Source organism: Streptococcus sp. 2022WUSS083, assembly GCF_044427155.1.
GTDB lineage: Bacteria > Bacillota > Bacilli > Lactobacillales > Streptococcaceae > Streptococcus > Streptococcus hashimotonensis.
This window is the reverse complement of sequence record NZ_JAOTGK010000002.1, coordinates 156,749-180,228: the sequence shown is the minus strand read 5'-3', so window position 1 is coordinate 180,228 and position 23,480 is coordinate 156,749. Positions and strand designations below refer to the sequence as shown.

Genomic DNA, 23,480 nt, shown 5'->3' with positions numbered 1-23,480 from the left:
TTCATCAAGTTTAGCAATAATAGAGAGAATAGTAGGAAATAAATAATATATAGTCATTTGAATTAGCTTTGATACATCGTCACTTTCGACTTGCCGTACTCTAGTACAGCCTGCGCCTCAGTTCCTTGTCTGAAAGCTAATTCATTCGACTATAAAAACTCTAAAAACATTTACTAAAAAATTTTTAAAACTATATATATGTTTACACTAACAACAATATGTAGTATTTCGAAAACATCAAAAAAGGCGACTTCCAAACTAGAAAATCGTCTTTTCTTGGCTCTATAATTTCTGCAGTGGGTAAATCCACTGTAGAGATTATGGAGCCTTTTTGAGTATAGAAAAAAAGAGAGAACGAAGTTCGTCCTCTCTATGTGTTAGCTGGCATTTACCCACTACAGTTGATAAAGAGCTCAAATACTGTTATTTTTCACGAAAGAAATGATATTTTCATAGTCCTCTATATAATCTACTTCTGCCCAAAAGTTACCTGTTACAGAAGAAACATAAATAGACTCATCTCTTGTCATTGAATACAGTATTTCTTCCCACCATTGTCCATGCTCTTGGTGGTTAATCTTGTTGAGGAGAGTTCGATTAAATTTTGGTAAAAATTCTTTATTAATAATCGCTGCACCAATATATTCACCCGTTGTTTCTTCAACAGATAGCTCTTTACCATATTTTATCAATTTTTCAGCTTCATAATAAAATTTATAATCCGCTTCTTCTTTCCTCGATTCGTCCGAAAACAGGACAGGTGACTTTTTCTCACTAAGAATCTTATCTAATGTTTTGGTATCTAGGAAAACATCAGCATTCATGATGAATAAATCATCATTCAACTCTTCTCTAGCAAACCACAACGAAGCAATGCTATTTGTTACATCGTAAAATGGGTTATAGTAGAATTTCACATTATAATCTTTTAATACTTCTCTAATCACATCTTGACGATAACCAAGAATTATAGAAATATCATCAAAACCATATCGATTAAACATAGATACAGTATACTCAATTAATGTCTGTTTCTCCGTCAAATTCACTGTACATTTAGGTCTATCTTGAATATAACGACTAATTCTTGTACCTCTTCCAGCAGCAAGTAAAATAATTTTCATTATCTAATAATACCTTCCTTTTTTAACTGATCAAGTGCATTGAATAGAGTATCGTAGTCTGTTTTCTGCAGATTCCCGATATGTCCGACACGAAAAACCTTATCACTTAATTCTCCGCCATTTGGACAAATCCATATTCCAAAACGATGTTCCAATTCTTGAAAAATCCGCTTTGCTGAGACTCCTTCAGGTACACGTAACGCCGTGACTGCGTTTGATGGAGAAGTGGTAACAAATTCAAAATTATATTGAGAAACTTTTTTTCTAAAATAGGTTGCTAATTCTTGTGTCTTTTGAATTTGTTGTTCAATACCTTTTTGAGAAAGACGCAATAATTTTTCATGTAACTGCAAGATAATTCCGACTGCAGGTGTGAAGGGAGTTTGTCCTCTTTCACCATCTTTTAATGCTCTCTTTAAATTTTGGTAATAAGTTGGGTTGAGATTATTATTAATGCGGTCTTGAGCTTTTTCAGAACATAATATCAAAGAGACACCAGGTGGAAGCGCTAATGCCTTTTGAGAACCTGCAATCAAAATATCAATCCGAGCACTACTAATGTTAATTGGATCTGCTAAAAATGAGCTAATGGCGTCCACAACAAAAAATAAGTTATGTTCCTTACAAATATTCCCGAGCATTTCTATGTCATAAAGAACCCCTGAAGACGTTTCATCCGCATTAACAACTAGTCCTGTAAAATCTGAAAACTCGATATTTTGAAAATGCTCTATTGTCAATTCCTCACCAAATTGTAAGTCAATGGTTTCAAATGGTATACTATAACAATCTGCAATCTCGCAGAACCTTGCACCAAAACTTCCTCCATTGATAATTAATAATTTATCTTTTTTGGTAAAACAATTTAAAATAGTTGCATCCATTGCTAAAGTTCCAGAACCAGTCAATGTGATCAACCTAGTTTTTTCATCAGCCGATGTGAGTTGCTTCATCATCCTCTCGTTATCAAACATAATTTGAGAAAATGCATCTGTCCGAAAATAAGGTATCTCTTCTGAACCGATAGCACGAGTTGCTTCATCCATTAAAACAGGACCAACTGAAAAATTTATCATATTCTCTCCTTTAAATGCCAAAACTTATAGAAATTCTATTGTTAATAATTAGCTAGCTCCTACTAGTTTTCAAGTATTTTAAAATCATATTTTGAAATTTTAAAAGTAATTTTTTAAAATATTGGAATTCTTCAGTTTTCCAAAATAATAATGAAATGATACTTGAAACGACAACAACACATAGAACAACTCCTTGAATAAACCCCAAAAAGCCATTAAAGTGAAATAGGGTGACTAAATAACTACACACCAAACTTGCAACTAAAGTGATGACCGAATACTGCGCTAATCGTTTAAAATAAGTCACAGTCGAACGTTTCAAACCATATTTAAACAGAATATATGGTTCAATCCATAAACTTGTTATTGTTGTACTGATAATTGTTCCCAAAAAAATACCAACTAACCCTAATTTAAATCCAAGATAAATTGAAATAATAATATTTAAAATCGCTTCGGCCAATGCTTTGTACCTATCATTCCAAAACAAACCATAAGCATCCCTATATGTCATGACCGTTCTACGAATTTGATAAATATAAAAATTTATCACAATAGTAGCTAACACCAACTTATCAAGTATCAAATGATTACCAAACCATGAACCAATCAATAAGTCGATACAAGCAAAAATAGAGACCGATATAATGCAATCAATCCAAAAATTTAAAAAGAATATTTTATAAAAAATGCTTTCTGACTTTTCAACATTTTCTGTTGCACCTAAATTACCGATACTGGCTGTCAGGGCCATAAAAAACTGTGCAATAACAATATTGAGAGCATTTATAATCAGTTGATAATTAGAATATACCCCAACAGCGACAATTCCAATAATTTGTGCGATCAAAATATTATCTGTCGAATTGACTACAGAACTCCCTACTTTGTGAAATAAAAGTGCAACTGTATTCTTTTTAATGCTGTCTGTTGTCTCTTTACTAACTTTTTCAATATCTTTTTCTTTTAAGAACGGATATAACTGATCCGCTTTCCTTGAAATTAAAATATTCTCAAGTACTGTACTAAATAGTGCAATAAGCAAAAATATAATAAAATCTTTGGTTAGAATTAAGAAGATAATTTGAAGAACATTCATTAATACAAAGAAAATGTAACGATATAATGTCGCAAGATATCTTTTCTGATCTGAAATAACTAATTCCCACTACTGATACTAAAATATCAAAAATTCTCTTAACAATTAAGTATAATTTCATTTCTTTTTATTTCTCACAATCACATCTATTTTTTTTTGCATCGTTTCAAAATTTTCTTCAAATTCTGCGTCATTTAACTCTGATAAATTTTCTTCAAATTCCCTTAATTTTCTTAACTCATTTCTAAAAATATCCTCTATATTCGATAATTCTGTCACTTTCTCAGCATTACAGAAGCTACGTGAAAGAATTGCGCGAGTTGACCCAAGTCTATAATGCTCCTTAACAATCATCTCTGCTGGCAGCTCTCCTAACCCCAGTCTAGCAATCCCGCCAAATCCATATGGAATTTTAGCCTTATTTAGTTTTTGTGTAATTTCTGCCACTACACCATTCGTCAGTAATTCAAACATGAATGTTAGTCCCATATCTAAATGAAGATCATTTAATCCAATATGAATTTCATCGATCCCATTCAGTGTTAAAATACTATCAAGGTTATTAAATGCTTCTTTTGTTTCTAATAAGAGAACAACTTTTGCTCTACCACCAACAAAATCAATAAATTGGGATACTTCTGCCTTTGTTCGCCACATCGGCAACATAATTAAGTCAGCTCCCGACGCAATAACCTGCTCAATTTCTTGTTTGGAAGAATCATTTAAGGGGTTGACTCGCACTAACATCTCTGAAGTAGTCAATTTGCTAGAAATCAATCTTATATCACTGATCTTATGTTGAGATTGGACTGTGTCCATATTTTTTTGGCGTTCTGCTTTCCCAAGAGTCTCTAAATCTACCCAAATCCGTTCAACACCATACTTTTCAGCAATTAAAGCAACATCTAGCTGATTCGTAATATACATTAATGTTAGTCCCATAATATAATATTCATCTCCTCTTGTAGCCTTACAAAAGTTCAGTTATAATGTCGAAAACATTTTAACTTCTGTCAACCAAACTTCTCATAAAATCTGACAACAATACAAACTATTTGTAAATATTTAATTTTTCCGAACTCTACGAACTGAGTCATATCTGTTCACTTTTTGAGGTATTCCAACCTTCCTAGAATCTAAACATCGTTTAAACTCTAGGAAAGTAAAAATATTTTTTACTTTCTTATTCTTGTTTTGCAAATTCAATCAAGATATCTTTTAATTCATTTCTATCTTTTTGGAGTAATCCATTGATAAATGAATTGACAATGTCCGACTGCTTATTTGTAACGCGACCCACAAATATTTTTTCATGAATCTGTTCGCTGACACGTTCTTCTGTTGATAACAATTCCTCGTAGAGTTTCTCGCCTGGTCTGATTCCAGATTCTACAATCCCGATTTCTTCCTCTGTATGTCCGCTTAACAAGATAACTTTTCTTGCCAATTCCAGGATTTGTACTGGTTCGCCCATATCCAAGACAAAGATTTCTCCACCTTTTGCCAAATGTCCAGCTTGTATAACCAAACGACTTGCCTCAGGAATCGTCATGAAATAACGAGTCATCCTAAAGTCGGTAACCGTAACAGGTCCACCTTTTCTAATTTGCTCTTTGAATAGCGGAACAACACTTCCACGACTACCTAGAACATTCCCAAAACGAACTGCAGCAAATTGAGTCTGACCTGGCTCGTTTAAACCTGTTACAATCATTTCTGCAACACGTTTAGTCGCTCCCATGACATTTGGCGGATTAACAGCTTTATCTGTTGAAACCATAACAAATTTGGCAACCTTTGCAGTTTTAGCCGCCTCAGCCACATTCTTCGTTCCAAAAATATTGTTCTTCACTGCTTCATGTGGATTATATTCCATCAAAGGAACATGCTTATGTGCTGCAGCATGATAAACAACATCGGGTTGATATTCAGCCATTATGCTAAAAATCAATTCTCTATCTTGAATATCTGCAATGAGAGGGACCAACTCAATCTTACCTTGGTACTTTTCCAGTAACTCTCGATGAATGAGATAGATTGAATTTTCTCCGTGTCCAAGCAACAACAAGCGTTTAGGCGTAAACTTAGCAATTTGACGACATAACTCTGAACCGATAGAGCCACCTGCTCCTGTGACAAGGATTGTTTTCCCTTTGAAAAATTGATTCAATTCATCCTGATCCAAAACAACCTCTGGTCGACCAAGAAGGTCTGCTACGTCAATTTCCTGAAAGGCACTGACAGACATATTCCCCGCCATAATGTCTTCAATGCTCGGCATATTATTGACGGTCACTCCTGTAGTGTTACAGATTTCAACAATCTTCTCTCGCTCCTTACCATTTAAAGAAGGGATGGCAATCGTCACTTGGTCAACAGCTAATTCCTCTACCAATCGTGGAATATCATTGCGGTTTCCTAAAACTTTAGCGGTACGGATAAATGTTCCAAGTTTATTTGGATCACGATCAACTATACCGACAATTTCAAAATTCAATTTTCTATCTTCGACGGTATTGATAAAAATATTCCCACCATCTCCAGCACCTACTACTAAGATTCTTAGTGGGCTATCCTTCTTTCGAATGGCATTTTTTCTCGTCTCATGTAAGACTTTCCAAACAATCCTTGGAGTAATGAGCATTACATACGACAAAAATAAGGATACTAAGATGAAACGATAACTAAAGGTCTGCCATAGAATCATTGAAATGATTAAAAATAATGAATAAGCGGATATCAAACTCAGTCCTATTTTCACATAACTTTGATATCCAGTATACCTCGTAATTAGCGAAAAAACCTTTAGTCTAACTGAGATAATCAGGTAGAATATTAAAACAAATAAAACCGCAAGAATAAAGCGTTCATCTGGAATGTCAATAATAACATCCAAAAACAGCCTGCTCAAAATCATGGAAACTATAATAAGACTCGTATCCATGCACATGAGTATCAATCGTTTACTGTTGCGCTCTAAAAGTTTATCGGTAACAGTTCCAAAATCCATTTTTCTCTCCACAATCTAGAGTAACCAGTTTAAATCGCCTGGTTTTTTAATAGCATAAGAGGATGCTTTTTCAGCAATGCTTTCGCTTTATCTTTGCCAAATTCCTCTGTTATTAACTTATAAGCCTCCCTCATAAACGGAGGTCTACTAGATAAATTATGCATATCACTAGCAACACAATGTACTAAATCCTGCTCTAAAAAATACCGAGTGCGTTTTTTAAATTCTTTTGCTCGATCACCAATTAAAGCGGGCTTCAGCACATGATTACTATTTACCTGAGTATAGCATCCCTTGTCAATTAACTCTTCTACTCTTTCTGCATGAAACGCTAGGGCGTCATATCGTTCTATATGAGCAAGTACGGGAGTTAGTCCAAGTAGCGTCACTTCATTCACTGCTTCTTGAATCTCTTTCCAAGGAGTATTCATACTGAATTCCAAGAGAATATAGCGCGAGCCATTAAGTGTTGGTACTTTCTTTTTTTCAAGTTTGCTTAAGATATCTTTACTATAATACAATTCAGCACCATAGCACAATCGTATTTCAGGATAAACTTCTGCTACTGCTTCTTTAAGTTGAAGAAAGTTAGTCATGATGACTTTTTCTGGTGTTTCAAACATCCCTTTGCGTCTATGAGATGTCGCTACGATATAGCGAACACCTTGACGATAAGCTTCGCCTATCAAACTTAGGCTCTCTTCAATAGTTTTGGGGCCGTCATCCACACCAAATATGATATGCGAATGAATATCAATCATATTAATACCTACTTATCAAACTTATACCATCAAGAGGAAATCATTTTCTGCCGTAATTTCCGTAATTTCCATATTCACCATATTTTTCAGTGACCACATCATACTTGTTCAATATAACTCCCAAGAACGGCGTTCCTGTTTGTTCCAATTGTTCTTTTACTTTCTTAACAGCTGAGCGTCTTACATTCCCAGCTTCTACTACTGCAACCATCGCATCACATTTCTGCGCAATAATAGCTGCATCAATCACCAATCCTAACGGAGGACAGTCAACAATGACATAATCATAGTAGCGACGAAGTGTAGCTATTAAATTCTCGAAATTCTTACTTTGTAAGAGGGCAGTAGGGTTAGGGGAAACCTTTCCTGACTCAATGACAGTCAAGTTTGGAATATCTGTATCGCATAATCCTTGTGACAAGTCTGTTGTCCCTGCTAGGTAGTCCGTCAAACCTGTAATCTTTGTAACAGGTTTGAAAAAACCAGACATGACTGAATTTCGGATATCTGCATCCACCAAGACTGTCTTATAACCTGAACGAGCATAGGCAATAGCGAGACTAGCCGCAGTTGTACTCTTACCTTCATTTGACTGAACAGAGGTAATGCCAACAACCTTAATATCTGCTCCGCTAAGCTGAATATTGGTACGGATAGCATTGAAATACTCCTCGGTTTTATTTACTATCTCTCTTTTTGTACGTGCAATTTCTAACGTTGCCATATTGTTCTCCTATTTTAATTTCTTCGAATCTGGCACTACACCAAGCAAGGTCAAGCCCATTACCTCTTCAATATCCTGAGGGCGTTTGACACGGTCATCCAAAACTTCCATAGCCAAGATAATTCCCGTAGCCAAGATACCTCCAGCTAATAAACCAAGCAAGATATTTCGTTTTGTATTTGGAGTGGTTGGTTCTTCCGCTGGTACTGCTTCTTCAAGTGTCGTCACATCACTTACCTTAGTGACCTCAACAATCTTTTGCGCTGCAAAGGTGCGAAGGCTATTTGCAATACGTGCCGCTTCATTTGGATCCGCATCACGCACGGAAATAGAAACGATACGAGTATCAACAGGAATAGAAACTGATATTTTTTCTTTCAGACTCTCTTTCAAATTCAATTCCGTTGCTACTTGTGTCAATACATCTTGTGATAGGATAATTTCCTTATAGTCTTTTACCAAATAGGTACCCGCTTGTAACTCTTGGTTAGTCAAGCCCGCACCTGCTTCAACGTTTTGACTCACTACATAGATACGGGTAGTGGAGTCATATTGAGGTGTCACTAAAAAGCTACTGTAGACAAATGCCAACCCCGCAGTCAACACTGCAGTTAAGAGAATTAAAAATTTCTTTCTCCAAATTGTTTTTAGTAAGAATAAAACATCGATTTCGATTGCATTTACTTCTTGATTGTTCATATTTTCTCCTAAAATCTTTATTTTTCAACAAGTACAGACTGAATCGCTGCCTTTGCTTGCTCCAGACTATCTTGGTTAATTTCCATCATATAAAGTTGTGACCCAGGCATCGCATAAGAAGATAAATCTGAGCGTCCTGTTCCTGTCAATGCTTGTGACTCTACTGTAAATTGTGTTCCTGATTCTAATTGAGTATTTACCAAGCCCATAATCGTTTCTAAGCTCAAATCTGTTTGGATAGATCCTTCCAAACCAGTTAGAATAGCTTGATAATTCGCTAGATTATCTGGTGAACTCAATTTTTTTATGAGGGCTGCAATGACTTTTTCTTGGTTTTGACCGCGATCATTATCCCCTCCCTCAAGTGAATAACGTTCCCGAACAAAACCTAGCGCTTGCTCTGCATTTAAGTGAACCTGACCAACAGGAAAATAGTAGCCACCAACACGACTTGTAAATTCTTGGGTATTTTCAACATCAATACCACCAACCAAATCAATCAACTGTAAGAAGGAAGTAAAGTTGAGTCGGATATAGTTACTAATATCAATACCATAAAGATTTTCTAAGGTATGCACAGAGGCATTGACACCATAAATCCCAGCATGTGTTAGTTTATCGTATTGATTTTGCCCGCCATCTGCGATAGCAACGTATGAATCTCGTGGAGTAGTTGTCAATAAAATCTTATGTGTCGCACGATTGACAGTCATAATGATATTGACATCTGAACGAGAGACCGTAGAAATCGGTCCATAAGCATCAATACCACTAATATAGATATTAAAGCTATCTCCACTCACCTGCTCAGTAGCTGTTTCAACAGTCTGAGTCACTTTGAAACTATATATTTTTTTCACTTTTGAAGAAAAGTCTGGATCTTCATTTTCTAAAATATTGGTAAAAACTCCGTTGAAGACCATCGCTTGACTCTCACCATTTATCATAGATTGGTAGGCTGTCAGGTATGAGGTCGCAGGGCTAGTCACTAGTTGAGTAGACTCCATTTTGGAAATATTTTCCAATAAAGCGGTGATGTTATCTTGGTCGTATTCGGCAGGAGATAAAATACTAGTAAGCTGACGAACATCTGTAATATCACTATTTGCTGGGACGAGGATGCTCATTTCATATTCTGAAAATGTCGAATTTGAATTTAGTCGTGTCGAAAACTTAACAACTTCTTGCATTCCATATACTCCAACTGAAGTAATAAAGAGTGAAAAAACAAGTAAGAGTGCTGTAAAGACACGCGCTTTCTTACGCCACATCAGCAATCCTGTCAGCACCGCAACACCTATTAATAGAATTGTCACAATATAATTTAAATACCGAAAATCTAAGATATTATAGCGATACATGGTCACTAAGAATAGACATAGAGTAATGGCGTAAAGTCCCCAAAGCGCAAAATTTATCAACTTGAGCTTAGACGATTTTCTCCGTCCGCTTCTCCTTTTCATAAACAACCTTCCTTTTTACTTATAACTTACCCATTATACCATAGAAATCAAGATTTTTCTAGATACGCTCGACATCAGAAAACGTTATCTTGTTCATTATTTCACATTTTGATTGATCGTATGAAGGTAAGTTGGTTTGCCGTTGATTCGGAAGCACAATATTCAAAACCATCCACCTTAAAATCTTGAATGTCCGATAATTTCTGAATATTGTTCTTAGCCAACCAGGACAGTAATCTTCCTCTACCTTTTTTTGATATAGTCGAGTGAACTTTTAGCTGACCTGCTTTTTCTTCCATGAAAAGAATTTTAACTAATCTTTTCTGAATCTGTGGAGAAAACACCTGCTCAAATTCTGACGAAGCCAGTGAGAGAATCAGTTCATCGTCACCAACTTCTTGGTCATAATACGGTCGCCAGTACTGTTTCAAAGACTGATTGCCTATCTTTAAGCTCCCTTGAAAATCTAAGCGATGAGGTGAAATGAATTCAAAAGGATGAATCAATCCGTATAAGGCTGTCGCTATACGAACATGGTCACGTAGATAATTTTCTTCTTTCGAATCTATACCTCGCCTATCCATATAACGATACATGAGACCATCATATAACTGCCAGGCTGGATAGGTTTTTGCTTGACCTGTCCTGATTCGATACCAACGGTCAGCTTCTAACTCAGCCTTTGCTTCATTCAATTTATAAAAGGCAGCCATCTTTTTTACATCAAATTGACTTATGGCATCCAGAACCTGCTTGCTTCGATCAGACAGGGGATAAAACGAGGCATTCTCTAGATTTGTATTTACTTCTTTTGCATTAGGTATAATTATTTTCATCACTTAATTATACCATAGAGTAGCTTAATTCCTGAACCTCAACCCCATCATTCATATATTGTCTTTCTTCAATTTTTCCTATATACTAGCTAGTAACATAGTCTATAAAAAAGGGGGCCTAGATGAAAAAATATCAAGTTATCATCCAAGATATTTTGACTGGAATAGAGGAACACCGATTCAAACGTGGAGAGAAATTACCTTCTATCCGTCAACTCAGCGAGCAATATCATTGTAGCAAAGACACTGTCCAAAAGGCTATGTTGGAATTAAAATACCAAAACAAGATCTACGCTGTCGAAAAAAGCGGTTATTATATCTTAGAAGATAGGGATTTCCAAGACCTTACTGTAGAGCTCAATCCTGCAGACTTTCAAGAATTACCCTATGAAGATTTTCGAATTTGTCTAAACGAAAGTCTTATTGGGAGGGAAAATTACCTATTCAACTACTATCACCAGCAAGAGGGATTAGCAGAATTGATTTCCTCCGTTCAAAGTCTGTTAATGGATTATCATGTCTATACAAAAAAAGACCAGCTGGTTATCACAGCTGGTAGTCAACAAGCTCTATATATTCTCACACAAATGGAAACCTTGGCTGGAAAAACGGAAATCTTGATAGAGAACCCTACCTATTCACGAATGATAGAGCTCATTCGACATCAAGGAATCCCCTATCAAACAATTGAACGGGATTTAGATGGAATTAACCTAGAAGAATTGGAAAGTATCTTCCAGACTGGAAAAATTAAGTTTTTCTACACAATTCCTCGCTTGCACAACCCTCTCGGTTCAACTTATGATATAGCAACAAAAACAGCCATCGTAAAATTAGCAAAGCAATACGATGTCTACATCATTGAGGATGACTATTTGGCGGATTTCGACTCTAGTCATAGCCTACCTTTACACTATCTTGATACAGATAATCATGTCATCTATATAAAATCGTTTACACCGACACTCTTTCCTGCCCTCCGAATCGGTGCAATCAGCCTTCCTAATCAGCTACGTGATACCTTCATCAAACATAAGAGTCTAATCGACTACGATACCAATCTTATCATGCAAAAAGCTCTCTCGCTCTACATTGATAACGGCATGTTTGCACGGAACACACAGCATCTTCATCACATTTATCACGCTCAGTGGAATAAAATAAAAGATTGTTTAGAGAAATACGCTTTGAACATCCCCTATCGAATTTCCAAAGGGAGCGTGACCTTTCAGCTAAGCAAGGGGATTCTTTCTCCTAGCATCCAACACATGTTTGGCAAATGTTATTATTTCAGCGGACAGAAAGCTGATTTCTTACAGATCTTCTTTGAACAAGATTTTGCAGATAAACTGGAGCAATTCGTAAGATATTTGAATGAATGAAATCCAATAGTCTCATACAAATAATCCCCCTCGAACTTAGAAGACGAGGGGGATTATTCTATAGTGGAAATTACATCCCAAAATTGTTACTCTGTGAATCACGCTTTCACTTCATAGCCCATCAAAAGTCCACCTTCTTCAGCATAAAAACTGCATAGACCTGATGTTGCAACTTCGTCAATAACAGCCGTTGGAAAACTTGCTTTTACCAACTCTGAGAATTGTTGGAAGAACTTAGCATTGTTGCGGTGGGCCATGACAATTCGACCACCATCATAACCTGCTTTTTTCATTTCTTCAAAGGCTGCTGTCACAGATTTCTTATGACCACGCGCCTTTTGAAGCAACTCTAATTTTCCTTCAGCACTTGCCTCACCAACCATACGGATATTGAGAAGACCAACGACAGTGCCTACCAATTTGCTCAGTCTTCCATTCTTAACAAGATTATCAACCTTCGCTAAAACAAAGAGGAGCTTACTGTGTTCCCGATAGTGAGTTATCGCTTCTACTACTTGTGGAAAATCTAATCCTGCACCAATTAAGCGATTGATTTCGTCAACAAGTAAATCCATTTCCCCACTGGCTGACAAACTATCTATCAAATGGATATTGACATTCGGATGCTCTTCGATATACATATCCCTAGCTACACGTGCCGCATTAAAACTACCAGATAGCCCACCTGTAATCGTCACAACGATAATGTTCTCAGCTCCCTCAAAAGCTGCCTGATAAGCCTGCGGACTTGGGCACGCCGACCCCGCTGCAGACTTAGATGCTTCCATCACCTCCATCATGTGATCAATATCCAAGCTTGCATCATCAACAAATGCTTGTTCTCCAACTTGGATGGTAAGTGGCACACTAATAAATTCAGTGTCCGGAGCTAGATTGGCTAATTGACGGTAGTCGCAGCCCGAATCTGCAACAATTTTCCATTTTGACATAATATTCTCATTTCCAATTTTACTTTTTTATTTGACAATAAATCTCTATTTACTTACAATTATATCATTAAACTACCCCATCTGAAAGCATTTTCTTTCAGATGTGACACTCGGAAAAGGAAAACTATGGCAGGTCGTAAAATTTCACCCCAATCTTTGAAAAACCTCTATCAATCAAATAAAGAAGCGAATCAACTGACTAAGGAATCAATAGAAACTGCTCTGCTATTTCTCCTAGAGAAAAAGGAGCTCAAGCAAATTTCGGTATCTGAATTGGTCCGAAAAGCTGGTGTGTCACGCAATGCCTTCTACCGCAATTACAAGTCCAAGGAAGAAATCCTTGAAGACTACTACGAACGGACTTCCAGCAACCTTAAAAAGAAATGGCATGATTTGCAGGACAAGGTTCAAAAGGACGGCGTCAAGCAAAGCTTTGCAGATTTTGTCCACGAACAAAAACGCAAGGCAGAGCAAAGCAAGGCCCTGTCCAACGTCAGTCAATGGATCAAGGAAAAAACAAAACGGGATTAAAAGTCCCGTTTTTTGCTGTCTTCTATTTTTTGCCTAATTTTCTAGTTTTTTTGAGGGCTGCGGCGACTGCCTTGATAATGGCGTAACGGAAGCCTTCTTTTTCAAGAGCTACCACACCTGCGATAGTCGAGCCGCCTGGCGAGGTCACTTCCTGTCTCAGCTGGGCTGGGTGTTTATCGCTGGTTAAGACCATCTGAGCAGTTCCTGCTAGGGTTTGGGCCGCCAAAACCTTGGCATCTTGAGCCGTGAGCCCGTTTTCCACACCGGCATCGGTCAAAGCCTCAATCATCTGATAGACAAAGGCTGGTCCGCAGCCTGCGATAGCCGTTGCTGCGTCGATCAGGCTCTCTGGCACCTGTTGGACCTTGCCTGATTTTTCTAGGATTTGTTCCAATAGCGGAGCGAGATTTTGATTGACCAGGCTATAGGTTGTCATGCCTTGGCCGATAGCGACTGGTGTGTTGGGCATGATACGAATGAGTTTATCAGCCGACACAAATTCTGCCAGGCTGTCAAGGGGCACTCCTGCCGCCATGGAAATCCAGATAGCTGACGGATTCTGGCTAATCTGGTTCTGCAAGCCTGACAAGACTGACTGAATCAGGTGAGGCTTGACCCCAAGGAAAATAACCTCGGCCTGCTCTGCTATTTGTCCATTAGACAAGAGCTGACCGCCCAGCTGATCTTGTAGAGCCTGAGCTTTTGCTGGGTTGTGGTTGCTGAGGAGGAGCTGGGTATCTGGCTGCTGGCTGACTGCATGAGCCAAGGCCGCTCCCATGTTGCCTAGTCCGATAAATCCAATCTTCATCTTGTCCTCCTAACGAATGTGGCCGTCGCCTGTGATGATGTACTTGTAGGTGGTCATCTCACGCAGGCCCATTGGACCACGGGCGTGCATCTTCTGGGTGGAAATGCCCAACTCGCAGCCCAGACCGAATTCACCCCCGTCTGTGAAGCGGGTAGAGGCATTGACATAGACTGCCGCCGAGTCTACGTAGAGCGTAAAGAGGTCTGCCGTCTGGCTGTTTTCCGTCACAATGGCCTCGCTGTGCCCTGTCGAGTGTTGAGCGATGTGGCTGATGGCTTCTTCGACACTTGAAACGACTTTGACAGCCATGATGTAGTCCAAAAATTCCGTGTCAAAATCTTGGTCGCCTGCTGGTGTGGATTGGTTGAGAAGAGCCTGTGCCTGACTGTCGGCACGTAATTCCACCTGACCAGAAAGAGCTTCTTCCAAGCGAGGTAGGAATTGGCTGGCAATTTCCTCATGGACCAACAAGACTTCCGCCGCATTGCAGACTGAGGGACGACTGGTTTTGGCATTGACCACAATCCGCAAGGCCTTGTCCAAGTCCGCATCCTTGTCCACATAGACATGGCAGATACCCGTGCCTGTTTCTATAACTGGCACAGTCGCATTTTCAACGACGGCTTGAATGAGTCCTGCACCGCCACGTGGCACCAAGAGGTCAATCTTGCCTTTTGCGGTCATCAACTCTGTCGCAGAGGCACGGCTGGTATCTTGGACTAACTCGATGACCTTTGGTGAAAGGTCAACCTGCTCCAAACCAGCTTTGAGGGCTGTGACAATGGCCTGAGCCGAATGAAAGGCTTCCTTTCCTCCACGCAAGATGACCGCATTACCACTCTTGATTGCCAAGGCAGCGGCGTCTGAGGTCACGTTTGGTCGGCTTTCGTAAATCATTCCCACCAAACCAAAGGGAATGGATTTCTTGCAAATGTTCAAGCCGTCTGCCCGAGTAGATTCTTCCAAGACTAATCCGACAGGATCTGGCAAGCCAATCAAGGCCCGAATACCATCTGCCATGGCTTCAATCCGTTCCTCTGTCAGCAGCAAACGGTCCTGCATCACCTGGCTAATTTTGCCTTGGGCATTTTCCATATCGATGGCATTGCCTGCTAGGATTGCCTCAGTCTGAGCAACCAACTGGTCTGCCATTGCTGATAGGGCCTGGTTTTTCTGTTCTGTTGTCGCTAGGTTGATAGAAGCCTTGTGGGCCAATAAACTATCTAATAATACTTGTGTTGTTGTCATATCTTTCTCCTATTTAGTCTTTCAGTTTACTCGTTCGTCAACATAATCGAGACAAACTGAACAACTATAAGCTCACCCAATCGTTGCGGTGAATCAACACGCCCTCTGCTCTGCCATTTGCCAACTGGTCCTGCAAGTCCTTGGAGGACAGTTTGACCCGTCCTTTACCAATCAAACGATGGTCTGCTTGGCTGTAAACTTCTACGACCTGGCCCACTTCAAAGTCTCCTTCGAGGGCTTTGACACCAGTAGCTAACAAACTGCGCCCCTGATGCAACATGGCATCAACCGCTCCTGCATCCACTTCAACCGCCGCGTCTGTCCGAGCATAGAAGGCCATCCACTGCTTGCGTTGGTTCATGGCATGGTCATCTGCTAAAAAGAGCGTTCCACGATTGGCTTGGGTGACCGCCTGTAAGAGGGCGGTATCCTCTTTTGAAGAGCAGATAAAGACGGGCACGCCTGACTTGGTCGCAATCTGGGCCGCCTGCAATTTGGTGGTCATGCCACCTGTTCCGTTGGACGAGCCTGCTCCTGCTGCCATGGCAAATAAATCTTCCGTAATTTCCTTGATTTCAGGCAAGTGCTGGGCAGTCGGATCGCTGTTGGGATTGGCCGTGTAAAGCCCATCCACATCCGTCAAGAGCACCAAGAGGTCTGCTTTCAAGAGAGAAGCCACCTGAGCAGATAAAGTATCATTGTCCCCTACCTTAATCTCCTCAATGGCAATGGTATCATTTTCATTGATAATAGGAATAGCACGCTGCTTCAGCAAGACCTGCAAGGCTTGAGAGGCATTCTGATAACGTCTGGCGTCCGCAAAATCATCCTGGGTCAGCAAAATCTGAGCCGATACGATGCCGTCCTTCATTAGATTTTGCGTATATTCCTCAATCAGCAAACCTTGCCCAACAGCCGCAGAAGCCTGCTTCTCCGCAATCTTAGTCGGCCGCTTGTCAAAGCCCAATCTCCGAAAACCAGCAGCGATTGAACCAGATGTTACTAGTACAATCTGATAACCCTTCTGGTGCAACTGTGCCAGCTGATTGGTAATCCGAGCGATTTTGATACGGTCCAAACTCCCATTTTCTTGCGTCAGAGAACTTGTCCCGACCTTAAATACAATTGTTTTTTCTGTCATAATCTCTTCTCACAAAAACTAATATTTGGAAAATTATACCATATTTTAATCATAAAGAAAATCACTGTTATTCGGCAAGGAGAGAGGGAATAGATTCCTAATCATGAGTAGCATTAAAAAAACGCTGGAAACAAAAGGAAGCCTTGTGGCTCCCTTTCAACTTATTCAAAAAAATCTTGAATAGCTCCTTCTATTTCTTTCGCATCCACACTTAACATTGAATAATCTTTCTCAAAGAAGGACAGAATTTGCTGTCCATAGCGTTTGGTGTGAACACGCGGGTCCAAAACCAAGACTAGTGAATCTTGTTTGTCATGGCGATTGGTACGACCGATGGCTTGTTTGAGCTTAATCATCATCATAGGCAGGCTGTAATCATAAAATGGATTTTTCCCTTCTTCACGCAGATGGTGATTGATTTTTTGTACAAACCGGTCCTTTGGATTGTCAAATGGGAGCCTTGTAATAACCTGAATCAATTGATTCTGACTGGCAAAGTCAACGCCCTCCCAGAATACACCTGTGCCGAGTAAAATTTGGCATTCCCCTCGTTCAAATTTGCGTTTGAGAGTCATTTCCTGTCCATGCTTGTGCTGGGCTAGGTGGGGAATGTTATTGTCTTCTAACAATTCCGACACCTGCAAGAGCAGAGAAATCGATGTGAACAAGACCAAAATCGGTCGTCCCAGCTCTGCTATTTCTCCTAAAGTAGTAGCCAAATAAGCTGCATGCTCCTCCTTGGTCCAAGAGAGGATGTCGGGGAGATGGGTCGGAAAAAGCAACTGCTGGTTAGTCACAGTTTGAGTCGGTATCAAATCCAAGGTGACCTGCTCAAAGCCCAGCAGATCCGCCAGACTGACCTTTTTGCTGATGATCAAGGTTGCGCTGATGCAGAAAATCTTAGTATCTGGCAGGTAGTTGGTCACATTTAAGAGGCTGTCCTTGGAGCCCCGCAAATAGGCAAGCCGCTTTTCTTCTAAATTTTTCTCCTCCAACCAAAAGGTATCGTAATAGTCTATGAGCTGATGCAAGTCGTTCAAATCAACATCTCCAAGCTCCTCCAGGTTCTGACCAAGTTGATGAAGTTCAGCCTTTTGAACCTCTCGTTGACCATGCTGACGAAAACGACTCAAAAAGTGGTTGAGTTCAAACTGGCAAGACTCATACAAACGTTGGTCCAAAATAGTCGTCGCTCTGTCCTTTTTACTTTGCAATACTTGTAACATATTTGTCAAATCTTGCGAAGCCGTCGCTAGATTTTCAGCAGCCAAGAGAAACTTTTGTGCTTCATCAATCACCACCAGACGCTTATCCATGAGAGGGTCTTGATCCTTAAGATGGTTGAGAAAATAAGCGTGGTTGGTAATGAGCAGTCTACTAGAGAGAGCTTGTTGGTTCAATCGTTGCCAAAAATCCAAGCCCCAGAAAAGACTTTCAGACTCCAATTTCCCATCGTGGGCAATCTCATCAAAGTAAGCTTGATAGCGCTGTTTTTGCTTAAGCTCATCCAAATCACCTGTCGTGGTTTCGCATAACCAGACAAGCACCTGCATTTTGAATTGATTGACTAGGCGATTATCATCCTGCCTCTGCAGGGTTTTCCAGTAGTTGTCTAACTTGATAAAATGCTTAGGCGATTTTAGAGAGACTACGGGAATACGAAATATCTCTTTAAGCTTGCTCCCTTCCTTTTCCATAATCTGCTCTTGAAGGAGCTTGGTCGGTACGGTGACCAATAAAGGTTGGTCTGACTTAGCAAGTAAAGGCAAGAGATAACCGTAAGTCTTCCCCAAACCTGCCTGCGCTTGGATAAAATGCACTTTTTCTTCGTCAACCAAGCGTTTTTCTACTACTTGAGCAAAAGCAGTTTGTTTTTTTCGTTCATGCAAGCCGAGAAGGGCAATATTGGTCGAAAAATCTTCAGATAATCGGTAGGCTGACTTGATTTCTTCTGGCTTTTTCAAGACCAAGTCATGAATAGATTCTAAATCGTATGATAGATTTTCTGACAGAACAGGCACCATCTCATCAATGACCAGACGGGATTCAAAGAGCAGATTGTCCGCCAAATCAAGAATCTTTTCAACAATAGACCTGGGTAAGCTCTTTATTTTCTCTTGAATTTTGATGAGCAAGCGCGCCGTAGCCATGGCATCTGATATGGCCGTGTGTGCCTGGTCCAAACCAAGTCCCAAATGCTCTGCAAGGTTTCCCAAGCTATATTTTTCAAAAGTCGGAAAAAATAGCTGTGATAATTCTACCGTATCTACACGCGGTGTCAACAGTTCATAGCCTTCAAAAAAGAGTGCTTCTGCCAAGAGATTAGCATCAAACTTGACATTATGGGCTACAAAAATAGCATCTCCAATCATGTCATAAATGGTACTTGCTACCTGACCAAAATCTGGAGCCTGACTTAGCTGTTGGTCTGTGATACCTGTCAGATTCTTGATATGGTCATCCAGTAGCTCATAGGGATTGATGTCCGTTGCGTAACTGTCAATGATTTCTCCATTTTCAACGAGAACAATCCCGATTTGAATGATTTTTGCATCGGTACCTGTACCAGTTGCTTCCAAATCTACAACGGCATACCGATTGCTTGTTCTTGTGTCTTTCATACTGTTCATTATAGCATATTCCCTCTCATGGAAAAAGCTCCAAACAAATTCCATGAAGAAGGCGTGTTTTTTTGTTAGACTAGTAACATCAGTAACTGTTAGAAGAAGGAAAAAGAATGATTATTCACAAATCTGTCAATCCTGTCGCTTTTCAAAATACCTACTACCTTGAAAATGATACCCATCTGATTATCATTGACCCTGGGAGTGACTGGACAAAAATCCAAGCAACTATCGAAAAAATCGGAAAACCAATTTCGGCTATTCTCCTGACTCACACTCACTATGACCATATTATGAGTTTGGACATCCTGCGTGAGACCTACAATTTCCCGCCTGTCTATGTGGCTGAAAGTGAAGCCACATGGCTCTACACACCAGAGATGAATCTATCAGGTCTACCTCGTCATGATGATATGGAAAATGTAGTCTGCCGACCTGCTGAAAAAATCTTCCAATACCAAGAAGACTACCAGTTTGACGGTTTTCATTTCAAGGTAGTTCCAACACCTGGGCACTCTATTGGTGGTGTTTCCTTTATTTTCCCAGAGGATGAATGTGTCATCACTGGAGACGCACTTTTCCGTGAAACTGTGGGACGCACAGACCTGCCAACCAGCAACTTTGATGACCTGATTACTGGCATCAGAGAACATATCTTCACCCTGCCAAACCACTACACTGTCCATCCAGGTCATGGTCAAAATACCAGCGTTGGACATGAGAAAAATTTCAATCCATTTTTTAGAATGTAAAATAAGTACTGCCCAGTTCTGATTGAACTAGGCAGTTTTTTATTAGTATTCATCTAATGCATATTCTGCTATGACGATTGTTTTTCCAGCCAACTCTTTGACCTCACCAGTTGGACAAAATCCAACTTTGGACCAAAAATGACTGGCCTGAGGATTGCTTTCTACATAACCTAGACGCACCTTTTTGAAGTGAGTTGCTAACTGAGACAGGAGCTCTGCTATAATCTTTGAGCCAAGACCCTGACCAGCCAATCTTGAATCCACCATAAAAAGCCCGATATAAGCGGTGTCTTCTGTCGGATAACCGTCAATTAGGTCTAAGATGGCAACTAATCGCTCTTTATCCCAAAATCCTAGAAAATATTTATCTGATAGCTCCTTACCTGGTGGACAATCTACCAGGTCATTGGCCAAACTTTCCATACTAGGCAAGGGTGGAAAATGTTCAAAATAGAGAGGGTTGGTCTGGTAGAGTGCCTAGACCTGCTCCAAATCAGCTTCTGTTAGCTTTCGGACTTGATAATGCTTTGAAAATTGACTAATCTTCATCCTCTTCGCTCCGACTAGGCTCCCCAATCGTTTCAAAACTTGCTCGACTATCAGCTGCCCGAGCCTCCTCTTCATAGGCATTGATAATCTGGGCAACAACTGGATGACGAACCACATCCTTGGCTGAAAAATGCACGAAATCAATCTGTGGAATTTTGCTTAGTTTCTCTGTCGCATCAATCAAGCCCGATTTAACCTTGCGTGGCAGGTCAATCTGACTAATATCCCCATTGACAATCATCTTGGAATTAAAGCCCAGACGGGTCAGGAACATCTTCATCTGCATAATGGTGGTATTTTGCGCCTCATCCAAGATGACAAAGGCATCTTCCAAGGTCCGCCCCCGCATATAGGCCAGCGGTGCAATCTCGATAATCTCGCGCTCCATTAGGCGCGTGGTCTGCTCCTTGCCCAAAATCTGGTAGAGGGCATCATAGACAGGACGCAAATAGGGGTCTACTTTTTCTTTTAAGTCCCCTGGTAAAAAGCCTAAACTTTCACCTGCCTCGACCGCAGGACGGGTCAGGACAATGCGCTTGACCTGTCCCCGCTTGAGGGCTGTTACAGCTAGAGTAACCGCCAAGAAGGTCTTCCCTGTACCAGCAGGACCGATTCCAAATACGATGTCATGACGCTTTACGCTGTCCACGTAGAGTTTTTGTCCAAGGGTCTTTACGCGAATGGGTTTGCCATAGTTGTCCTTGATAATCTCTTCTTCATAGAGGGCAACGAATTTCTCAATCTCATCATTTTTTGCCATGGAAATAGCCGTGACCACATCTGGCGTATTGATAACCAAACCACGACTCACCAAGACAAGGAGAGACTGGATAACAAGACGCGCCTGTTCTACATGTTCTTCCTGTCCAATCACCTGCACTTTTTCCGTACGGGCATGAATAACCACACCTAGTTCCTGTTCCATCAATCTCAGATGGCGTTCATTCGAACCAAATAGGCTAAATGAATCATCTGGATGCTTGAGTTGAATATCAATTGAATGTTCTAGCAAGAGTTGCTCCTTTTCCTGTGCTTTTCTCTATTATAACAAAAATAGCCCAAACAAGGCTATTTTGTACTATTTTATCCATCAATGTCCCAAATAATCTTCCCAAATCGCATCAAAATCAGACATGGAAAAGGCAAAGCTGGCCGATTCCTCCAAAAAACGACTGACTTCATCGAAATTATCTGATTGCTTAGGAAAATCAGATTCATCAAAGGCATAATCTGCCAAGATAGCTACTGGTTCATTACTTTTCGGGTTGCGCTGGGTCATCAACCAAGAATAAAAACTTCTTCTCACTACATCTACTTTCTATGATTTTTTTCGTAGAGCTCTATATAGCGCTCCATAGACATCTTACTAACCAATTCCCCAATCAATTCATAAGGAATATTCTTGGGATTTTTCATACGAACACAAGATTTGCCCATATCCAGTTTGGTAGGCACCTGTGCTTGATAAGCAGCAACGAACCAATCATTCAATTCTTGGTCCATATAGATTCCCATGTGGTAGAGGGCGATATGTGCCTTTTGTGATGCCAAGGCAAGGAAAGGCAAGGGCTCTCCCGGTGTGCAATGATAACCATCAGGGTAGGCAGTAAGTGGCACATAATAGTTAATCATACCTCCCAAGATGCCTACTTCAAAACCAGCTGGTAACTGTTCCACAATCACTTGATGGAGTCGTCCAACTACTTCCTTCCGATTTTCAGGCAAGGCAGCCATATATTCTTCAATCGTTTCCACTTCAATCAGCATGACTTTCTCCTATCTCAACCCCAGCATACTTTCCTTGGCATGAATCATATCTGTTATCATCTGACAGTATGGCGTTGGGATACCTGCACGTTTGCCCTTAAAAACAACCGCTCCATTCAGATAATCAATTTCTGTCTTTCGACCATGTTGGACCAAGTCCTGATGCATAGATGGATAGTGATTGGAAGCCTTCTTCGAAGCATCAATAACATATTTCCAAATAGCTTCTTCGTCAATTCCATCTGCCTCAGACTTAGCAACAGCAATAAATTCTTTGAAAATCCCCTGTACTAGATTCAGTCCAGCCTCCGTACCAAATAATTCACCAATTGTACAGTCTAAAATGGTACAAGTTGGATTCATCACACCATTGACACAGGCTTTCTGCCAAATGGCACTGACAACATGATTGTCATAGGTCACATTTAGTCCAGCTTCATTCAGCATTTCAATAATATCCGCAACTGATTGCTCATCACCAAGAATATGCTGAACGGACATAGAACCCGGACCTTCTAAGTGAGCATGTCCAGGACCCTTTAGTCCCGCCAACCACATGGTCACCCCAACCATAATACTTTCATCTGGCACGTACCGACGCATGGTCGTCGCATGCCCCAAACCATTCAAGAGACTCAAAACCTTGGTAGTTGGACCGATAATCGGTTTAATATCCCGCAACATCTTTGGCAACTGATCAGCCTTAGTCAATAGAATGATAAAATCTGCTTCTCTCGTTGCTTCGGTCGGTTTCATGATGGGTAAGTGTACAGTTTCCTCTACGTCTCCAGTCACTTTCAAGCCGTTTTCTCGAATTGCCTCGATATGCTCTTCCCAATTATCCAGCAAAATCACTTCATGATTTGTCTTAGACAATTGATAACCAAAACGACAACCCATTGCCCCACTACCAGCAATATATACTAGCATAGACGC

23 protein-coding genes are annotated in these 23,480 nt (G+C 40.2%); 3 read left to right on the top strand and 20 right to left on the bottom strand.

Annotated elements, in window-relative coordinates; translation table 11 throughout:
* Positions 1-413: 413 nt before the first annotated feature.
* The 10 genes from ODU41_RS02890 to yaaA all read right to left on the bottom strand — a co-directional run bounded on the left by ODU41_RS02890 (position 414) and on the right by yaaA (position 10,792).
* Positions 414-1,124, bottom strand: a complete 711-nt coding sequence (locus ODU41_RS02890; protein ID WP_024407540.1) for an NTP transferase domain-containing protein — start codon at positions 1,122-1,124, stop codon at positions 414-416.
* Positions 1,124-2,200 (bottom strand): alanine--glyoxylate aminotransferase family protein, encoded by a 1,077-nt coding sequence (locus ODU41_RS02885; RefSeq protein WP_044753275.1) that lies wholly within the window; start codon positions 2,198-2,200, stop codon positions 1,124-1,126. Before ODU41_RS02885 ends, ODU41_RS02890 begins: the two co-directional genes overlap by 1 nt.
* Positions 2,201-2,252: 52 nt before the next feature.
* Positions 2,253-3,299, bottom strand: coding sequence for a lipopolysaccharide biosynthesis protein (locus tag ODU41_RS02880; protein ID WP_398578629.1), 1,047 nt, complete (start codon positions 3,297-3,299; stop codon positions 2,253-2,255).
* A 117-nt stretch (positions 3,300-3,416) separates the two neighbouring features.
* The gene (locus tag ODU41_RS02875) at positions 3,417-4,241 is read right to left on the bottom strand and encodes an aldolase/citrate lyase family protein (RefSeq protein ID WP_024400836.1); all 825 of its coding nucleotides are present in this window, start codon (positions 4,239-4,241) and stop codon (positions 3,417-3,419) included.
* A gap of 241 nt (positions 4,242-4,482) precedes the next feature.
* Positions 4,483-6,309 carry a nucleoside-diphosphate sugar epimerase/dehydratase gene (locus ODU41_RS02870; RefSeq protein WP_024411599.1) on the bottom strand — a complete coding sequence of 609 codons (1,827 nt, stop codon included), beginning with the start codon at positions 6,307-6,309 and terminating at the stop codon, positions 4,483-4,485.
* 29 nt (positions 6,310-6,338) lie between these two features.
* Positions 6,339-7,070, bottom strand: a complete 732-nt coding sequence (gene cps4B, locus ODU41_RS02865; protein ID WP_044764209.1) for a capsular polysaccharide biosynthesis protein Cps4B — start codon at positions 7,068-7,070, stop codon at positions 6,339-6,341.
* Between the two features lie 40 nt (positions 7,071-7,110).
* Complete coding sequence (locus tag ODU41_RS02860) at positions 7,111-7,794, bottom strand: tyrosine-protein kinase (protein ID WP_024407532.1); 684 nt, start codon at positions 7,792-7,794, stop codon at positions 7,111-7,113.
* A 9-nt stretch (positions 7,795-7,803) separates the two neighbouring features.
* Entirely contained in the window at positions 7,804-8,493 is a 690-nt protein-coding gene (locus tag ODU41_RS02855) for a YveK family protein (protein WP_024408432.1), read from the bottom strand.
* A gap of 17 nt (positions 8,494-8,510) precedes the next feature.
* The gene (locus tag ODU41_RS02850) at positions 8,511-9,956 is read right to left on the bottom strand and encodes an LCP family protein (protein ID WP_044674299.1); all 1,446 of its coding nucleotides are present in this window, start codon (positions 9,954-9,956) and stop codon (positions 8,511-8,513) included.
* 101 nt (positions 9,957-10,057) lie between these two features.
* Entirely contained in the window at positions 10,058-10,792 is a 735-nt protein-coding gene (gene yaaA, locus ODU41_RS02845; RefSeq protein ID WP_024389399.1) for a peroxide stress protein YaaA, read from the bottom strand.
* 122 nt (positions 10,793-10,914) lie between these two features.
* Here yaaA and ODU41_RS02840 point away from each other — a divergent pair, with 122 nt between their 5' ends.
* Positions 10,915-12,174, top strand: coding sequence for a PLP-dependent aminotransferase family protein (locus ODU41_RS02840; protein ID WP_044669341.1), 1,260 nt, complete (start codon positions 10,915-10,917; stop codon positions 12,172-12,174).
* 98 nt (positions 12,175-12,272) lie between these two features.
* On the opposite strand, the gene ODU41_RS02835 is transcribed toward ODU41_RS02840, so the two are convergent.
* Positions 12,273-13,124, bottom strand: a complete 852-nt coding sequence (locus ODU41_RS02835) for a DegV family protein (RefSeq protein ID WP_024377015.1) — start codon at positions 13,122-13,124, stop codon at positions 12,273-12,275.
* A 126-nt stretch (positions 13,125-13,250) separates the two neighbouring features.
* Here ODU41_RS02835 and ODU41_RS02830 point away from each other — a divergent pair, with 126 nt between their 5' ends.
* Positions 13,251-13,655 (top strand): TetR/AcrR family transcriptional regulator, encoded by a 405-nt coding sequence (locus tag ODU41_RS02830; protein ID WP_024395920.1) that lies wholly within the window; start codon positions 13,251-13,253, stop codon positions 13,653-13,655.
* A 22-nt stretch (positions 13,656-13,677) separates the two neighbouring features.
* On the opposite strand, the gene proC is transcribed toward ODU41_RS02830, so the two are convergent.
* From proC to ODU41_RS02810, 4 genes are all read right to left on the bottom strand, one after another.
* Positions 13,678-14,463 (bottom strand): pyrroline-5-carboxylate reductase, encoded by a 786-nt coding sequence (gene proC / locus ODU41_RS02825; protein WP_044676510.1) that lies wholly within the window; start codon positions 14,461-14,463, stop codon positions 13,678-13,680.
* A gap of 9 nt (positions 14,464-14,472) precedes the next feature.
* Positions 14,473-15,711, bottom strand: a complete 1,239-nt coding sequence (locus tag ODU41_RS02820) for a glutamate-5-semialdehyde dehydrogenase (protein WP_172076042.1) — start codon at positions 15,709-15,711, stop codon at positions 14,473-14,475.
* A 64-nt stretch (positions 15,712-15,775) separates the two neighbouring features.
* Positions 15,776-16,852 (bottom strand): glutamate 5-kinase, encoded by a 1,077-nt coding sequence (gene proB / locus ODU41_RS02815; RefSeq protein ID WP_024393632.1) that lies wholly within the window; start codon positions 16,850-16,852, stop codon positions 15,776-15,778.
* Between the two features lie 161 nt (positions 16,853-17,013).
* Positions 17,014-19,482 carry a bifunctional DnaQ family exonuclease/ATP-dependent helicase gene (locus ODU41_RS02810; RefSeq protein ID WP_398578628.1) on the bottom strand — a complete coding sequence of 823 codons (2,469 nt, stop codon included), beginning with the start codon at positions 19,480-19,482 and terminating at the stop codon, positions 17,014-17,016.
* Positions 19,483-19,589: 107 nt separating this feature from the next.
* Here ODU41_RS02810 and ODU41_RS02805 point away from each other — a divergent pair, with 107 nt between their 5' ends.
* Positions 19,590-20,228: an MBL fold metallo-hydrolase gene (locus ODU41_RS02805; protein WP_398578627.1), complete on the top strand. Its 639-nt coding sequence runs from the start codon at positions 19,590-19,592 to the stop codon at positions 20,226-20,228.
* Between the two features lie 42 nt (positions 20,229-20,270).
* Here ODU41_RS02805 and ODU41_RS02800 read toward each other — a convergent pair whose 3' ends face one another.
* The 5 genes from ODU41_RS02800 to ODU41_RS02780 all read right to left on the bottom strand — a co-directional run bounded on the left by ODU41_RS02800 (position 20,271) and on the right by ODU41_RS02780 (position 23,474).
* Complete coding sequence (locus ODU41_RS02800; protein ID WP_052506639.1) at positions 20,271-20,651, bottom strand: N-acetyltransferase; 381 nt, start codon at positions 20,649-20,651, stop codon at positions 20,271-20,273.
* A gap of 115 nt (positions 20,652-20,766) precedes the next feature.
* Positions 20,767-21,789, bottom strand: coding sequence for a PhoH family protein (locus ODU41_RS02795; protein WP_024399092.1), 1,023 nt, complete (start codon positions 21,787-21,789; stop codon positions 20,767-20,769).
* 78 nt (positions 21,790-21,867) lie between these two features.
* Positions 21,868-22,083, bottom strand: coding sequence for a YozE family protein (locus ODU41_RS02790; protein ID WP_009910192.1), 216 nt, complete (start codon positions 22,081-22,083; stop codon positions 21,868-21,870).
* Between the two features lie 5 nt (positions 22,084-22,088).
* Complete coding sequence (locus tag ODU41_RS02785; protein ID WP_044757717.1) at positions 22,089-22,544, bottom strand: DUF1801 domain-containing protein; 456 nt, start codon at positions 22,542-22,544, stop codon at positions 22,089-22,091.
* A gap of 9 nt (positions 22,545-22,553) precedes the next feature.
* Complete coding sequence (locus tag ODU41_RS02780) at positions 22,554-23,474, bottom strand: 2-dehydropantoate 2-reductase (protein WP_014637703.1); 921 nt, start codon at positions 23,472-23,474, stop codon at positions 22,554-22,556.
* Between the last annotated feature and the right edge of the window lie 6 nt (positions 23,475-23,480).

Coding starts and splice junctions, on each gene's coding strand:
- ODU41_RS02890 (WP_024407540.1), bottom strand. CDS start 1,124: ATGAAAATTATTTTACTTGCTGCTGGAAGAGGTACAAGAATTAGTCGT.
- ODU41_RS02885 (WP_044753275.1), bottom strand. CDS start 2,200: ATGATAAATTTTTCAGTTGGTCCTGTTTTAATGGATGAAGCAACTCGT.
- ODU41_RS02880 (WP_398578629.1), bottom strand. CDS start 3,299: ATGAATGTTCTTCAAATTATCTTCTTAATTCTAACCAAAGATTTTATT.
- ODU41_RS02875 (WP_024400836.1), bottom strand. CDS start 4,241: ATGGGACTAACATTAATGTATATTACGAATCAGCTAGATGTTGCTTTA.
- ODU41_RS02870 (WP_024411599.1), bottom strand. CDS start 6,309: ATGGATTTTGGAACTGTTACCGATAAACTTTTAGAGCGCAACAGTAAA.
- cps4B (WP_044764209.1), bottom strand. CDS start 7,070: ATGATTGATATTCATTCGCATATCATATTTGGTGTGGATGACGGCCCC.
- ODU41_RS02860 (WP_024407532.1), bottom strand. CDS start 7,794: ATGGCAACGTTAGAAATTGCACGTACAAAAAGAGAGATAGTAAATAAA.
- ODU41_RS02855 (WP_024408432.1), bottom strand. CDS start 8,493: ATGAACAATCAAGAAGTAAATGCAATCGAAATCGATGTTTTATTCTTA.
- ODU41_RS02850 (WP_044674299.1), bottom strand. CDS start 9,956: ATGAAAAGGAGAAGCGGACGGAGAAAATCGTCTAAGCTCAAGTTGATA.
- yaaA (WP_024389399.1), bottom strand. CDS start 10,792: ATGAAAATAATTATACCTAATGCAAAAGAAGTAAATACAAATCTAGAG.
- ODU41_RS02840 (WP_044669341.1), top strand. CDS start 10,915: ATGAAAAAATATCAAGTTATCATCCAAGATATTTTGACTGGAATAGAG.
- ODU41_RS02835 (WP_024377015.1), bottom strand. CDS start 13,124: ATGTCAAAATGGAAAATTGTTGCAGATTCGGGCTGCGACTACCGTCAA.
- ODU41_RS02830 (WP_024395920.1), top strand. CDS start 13,251: ATGGCAGGTCGTAAAATTTCACCCCAATCTTTGAAAAACCTCTATCAA.
- proC (WP_044676510.1), bottom strand. CDS start 14,463: ATGAAGATTGGATTTATCGGACTAGGCAACATGGGAGCGGCCTTGGCT.
- ODU41_RS02820 (WP_172076042.1), bottom strand. CDS start 15,711: ATGACAACAACACAAGTATTATTAGATAGTTTATTGGCCCACAAGGCT.
- proB (WP_024393632.1), bottom strand. CDS start 16,852: ATGACAGAAAAAACAATTGTATTTAAGGTCGGGACAAGTTCTCTGACG.
- ODU41_RS02810 (WP_398578628.1), bottom strand. CDS start 19,482: ATGAACAGTATGAAAGACACAAGAACAAGCAATCGGTATGCCGTTGTA.
- ODU41_RS02805 (WP_398578627.1), top strand. CDS start 19,590: ATGATTATTCACAAATCTGTCAATCCTGTCGCTTTTCAAAATACCTAC.
- ODU41_RS02800 (WP_052506639.1), bottom strand. CDS start 20,651: ATGGAAAGTTTGGCCAATGACCTGGTAGATTGTCCACCAGGTAAGGAG.
- ODU41_RS02785 (WP_044757717.1), bottom strand. CDS start 22,544: ATGCTGATTGAAGTGGAAACGATTGAAGAATATATGGCTGCCTTGCCT.
- ODU41_RS02780 (WP_014637703.1), bottom strand. CDS start 23,474: ATGCTAGTATATATTGCTGGTAGTGGGGCAATGGGTTGTCGTTTTGGT.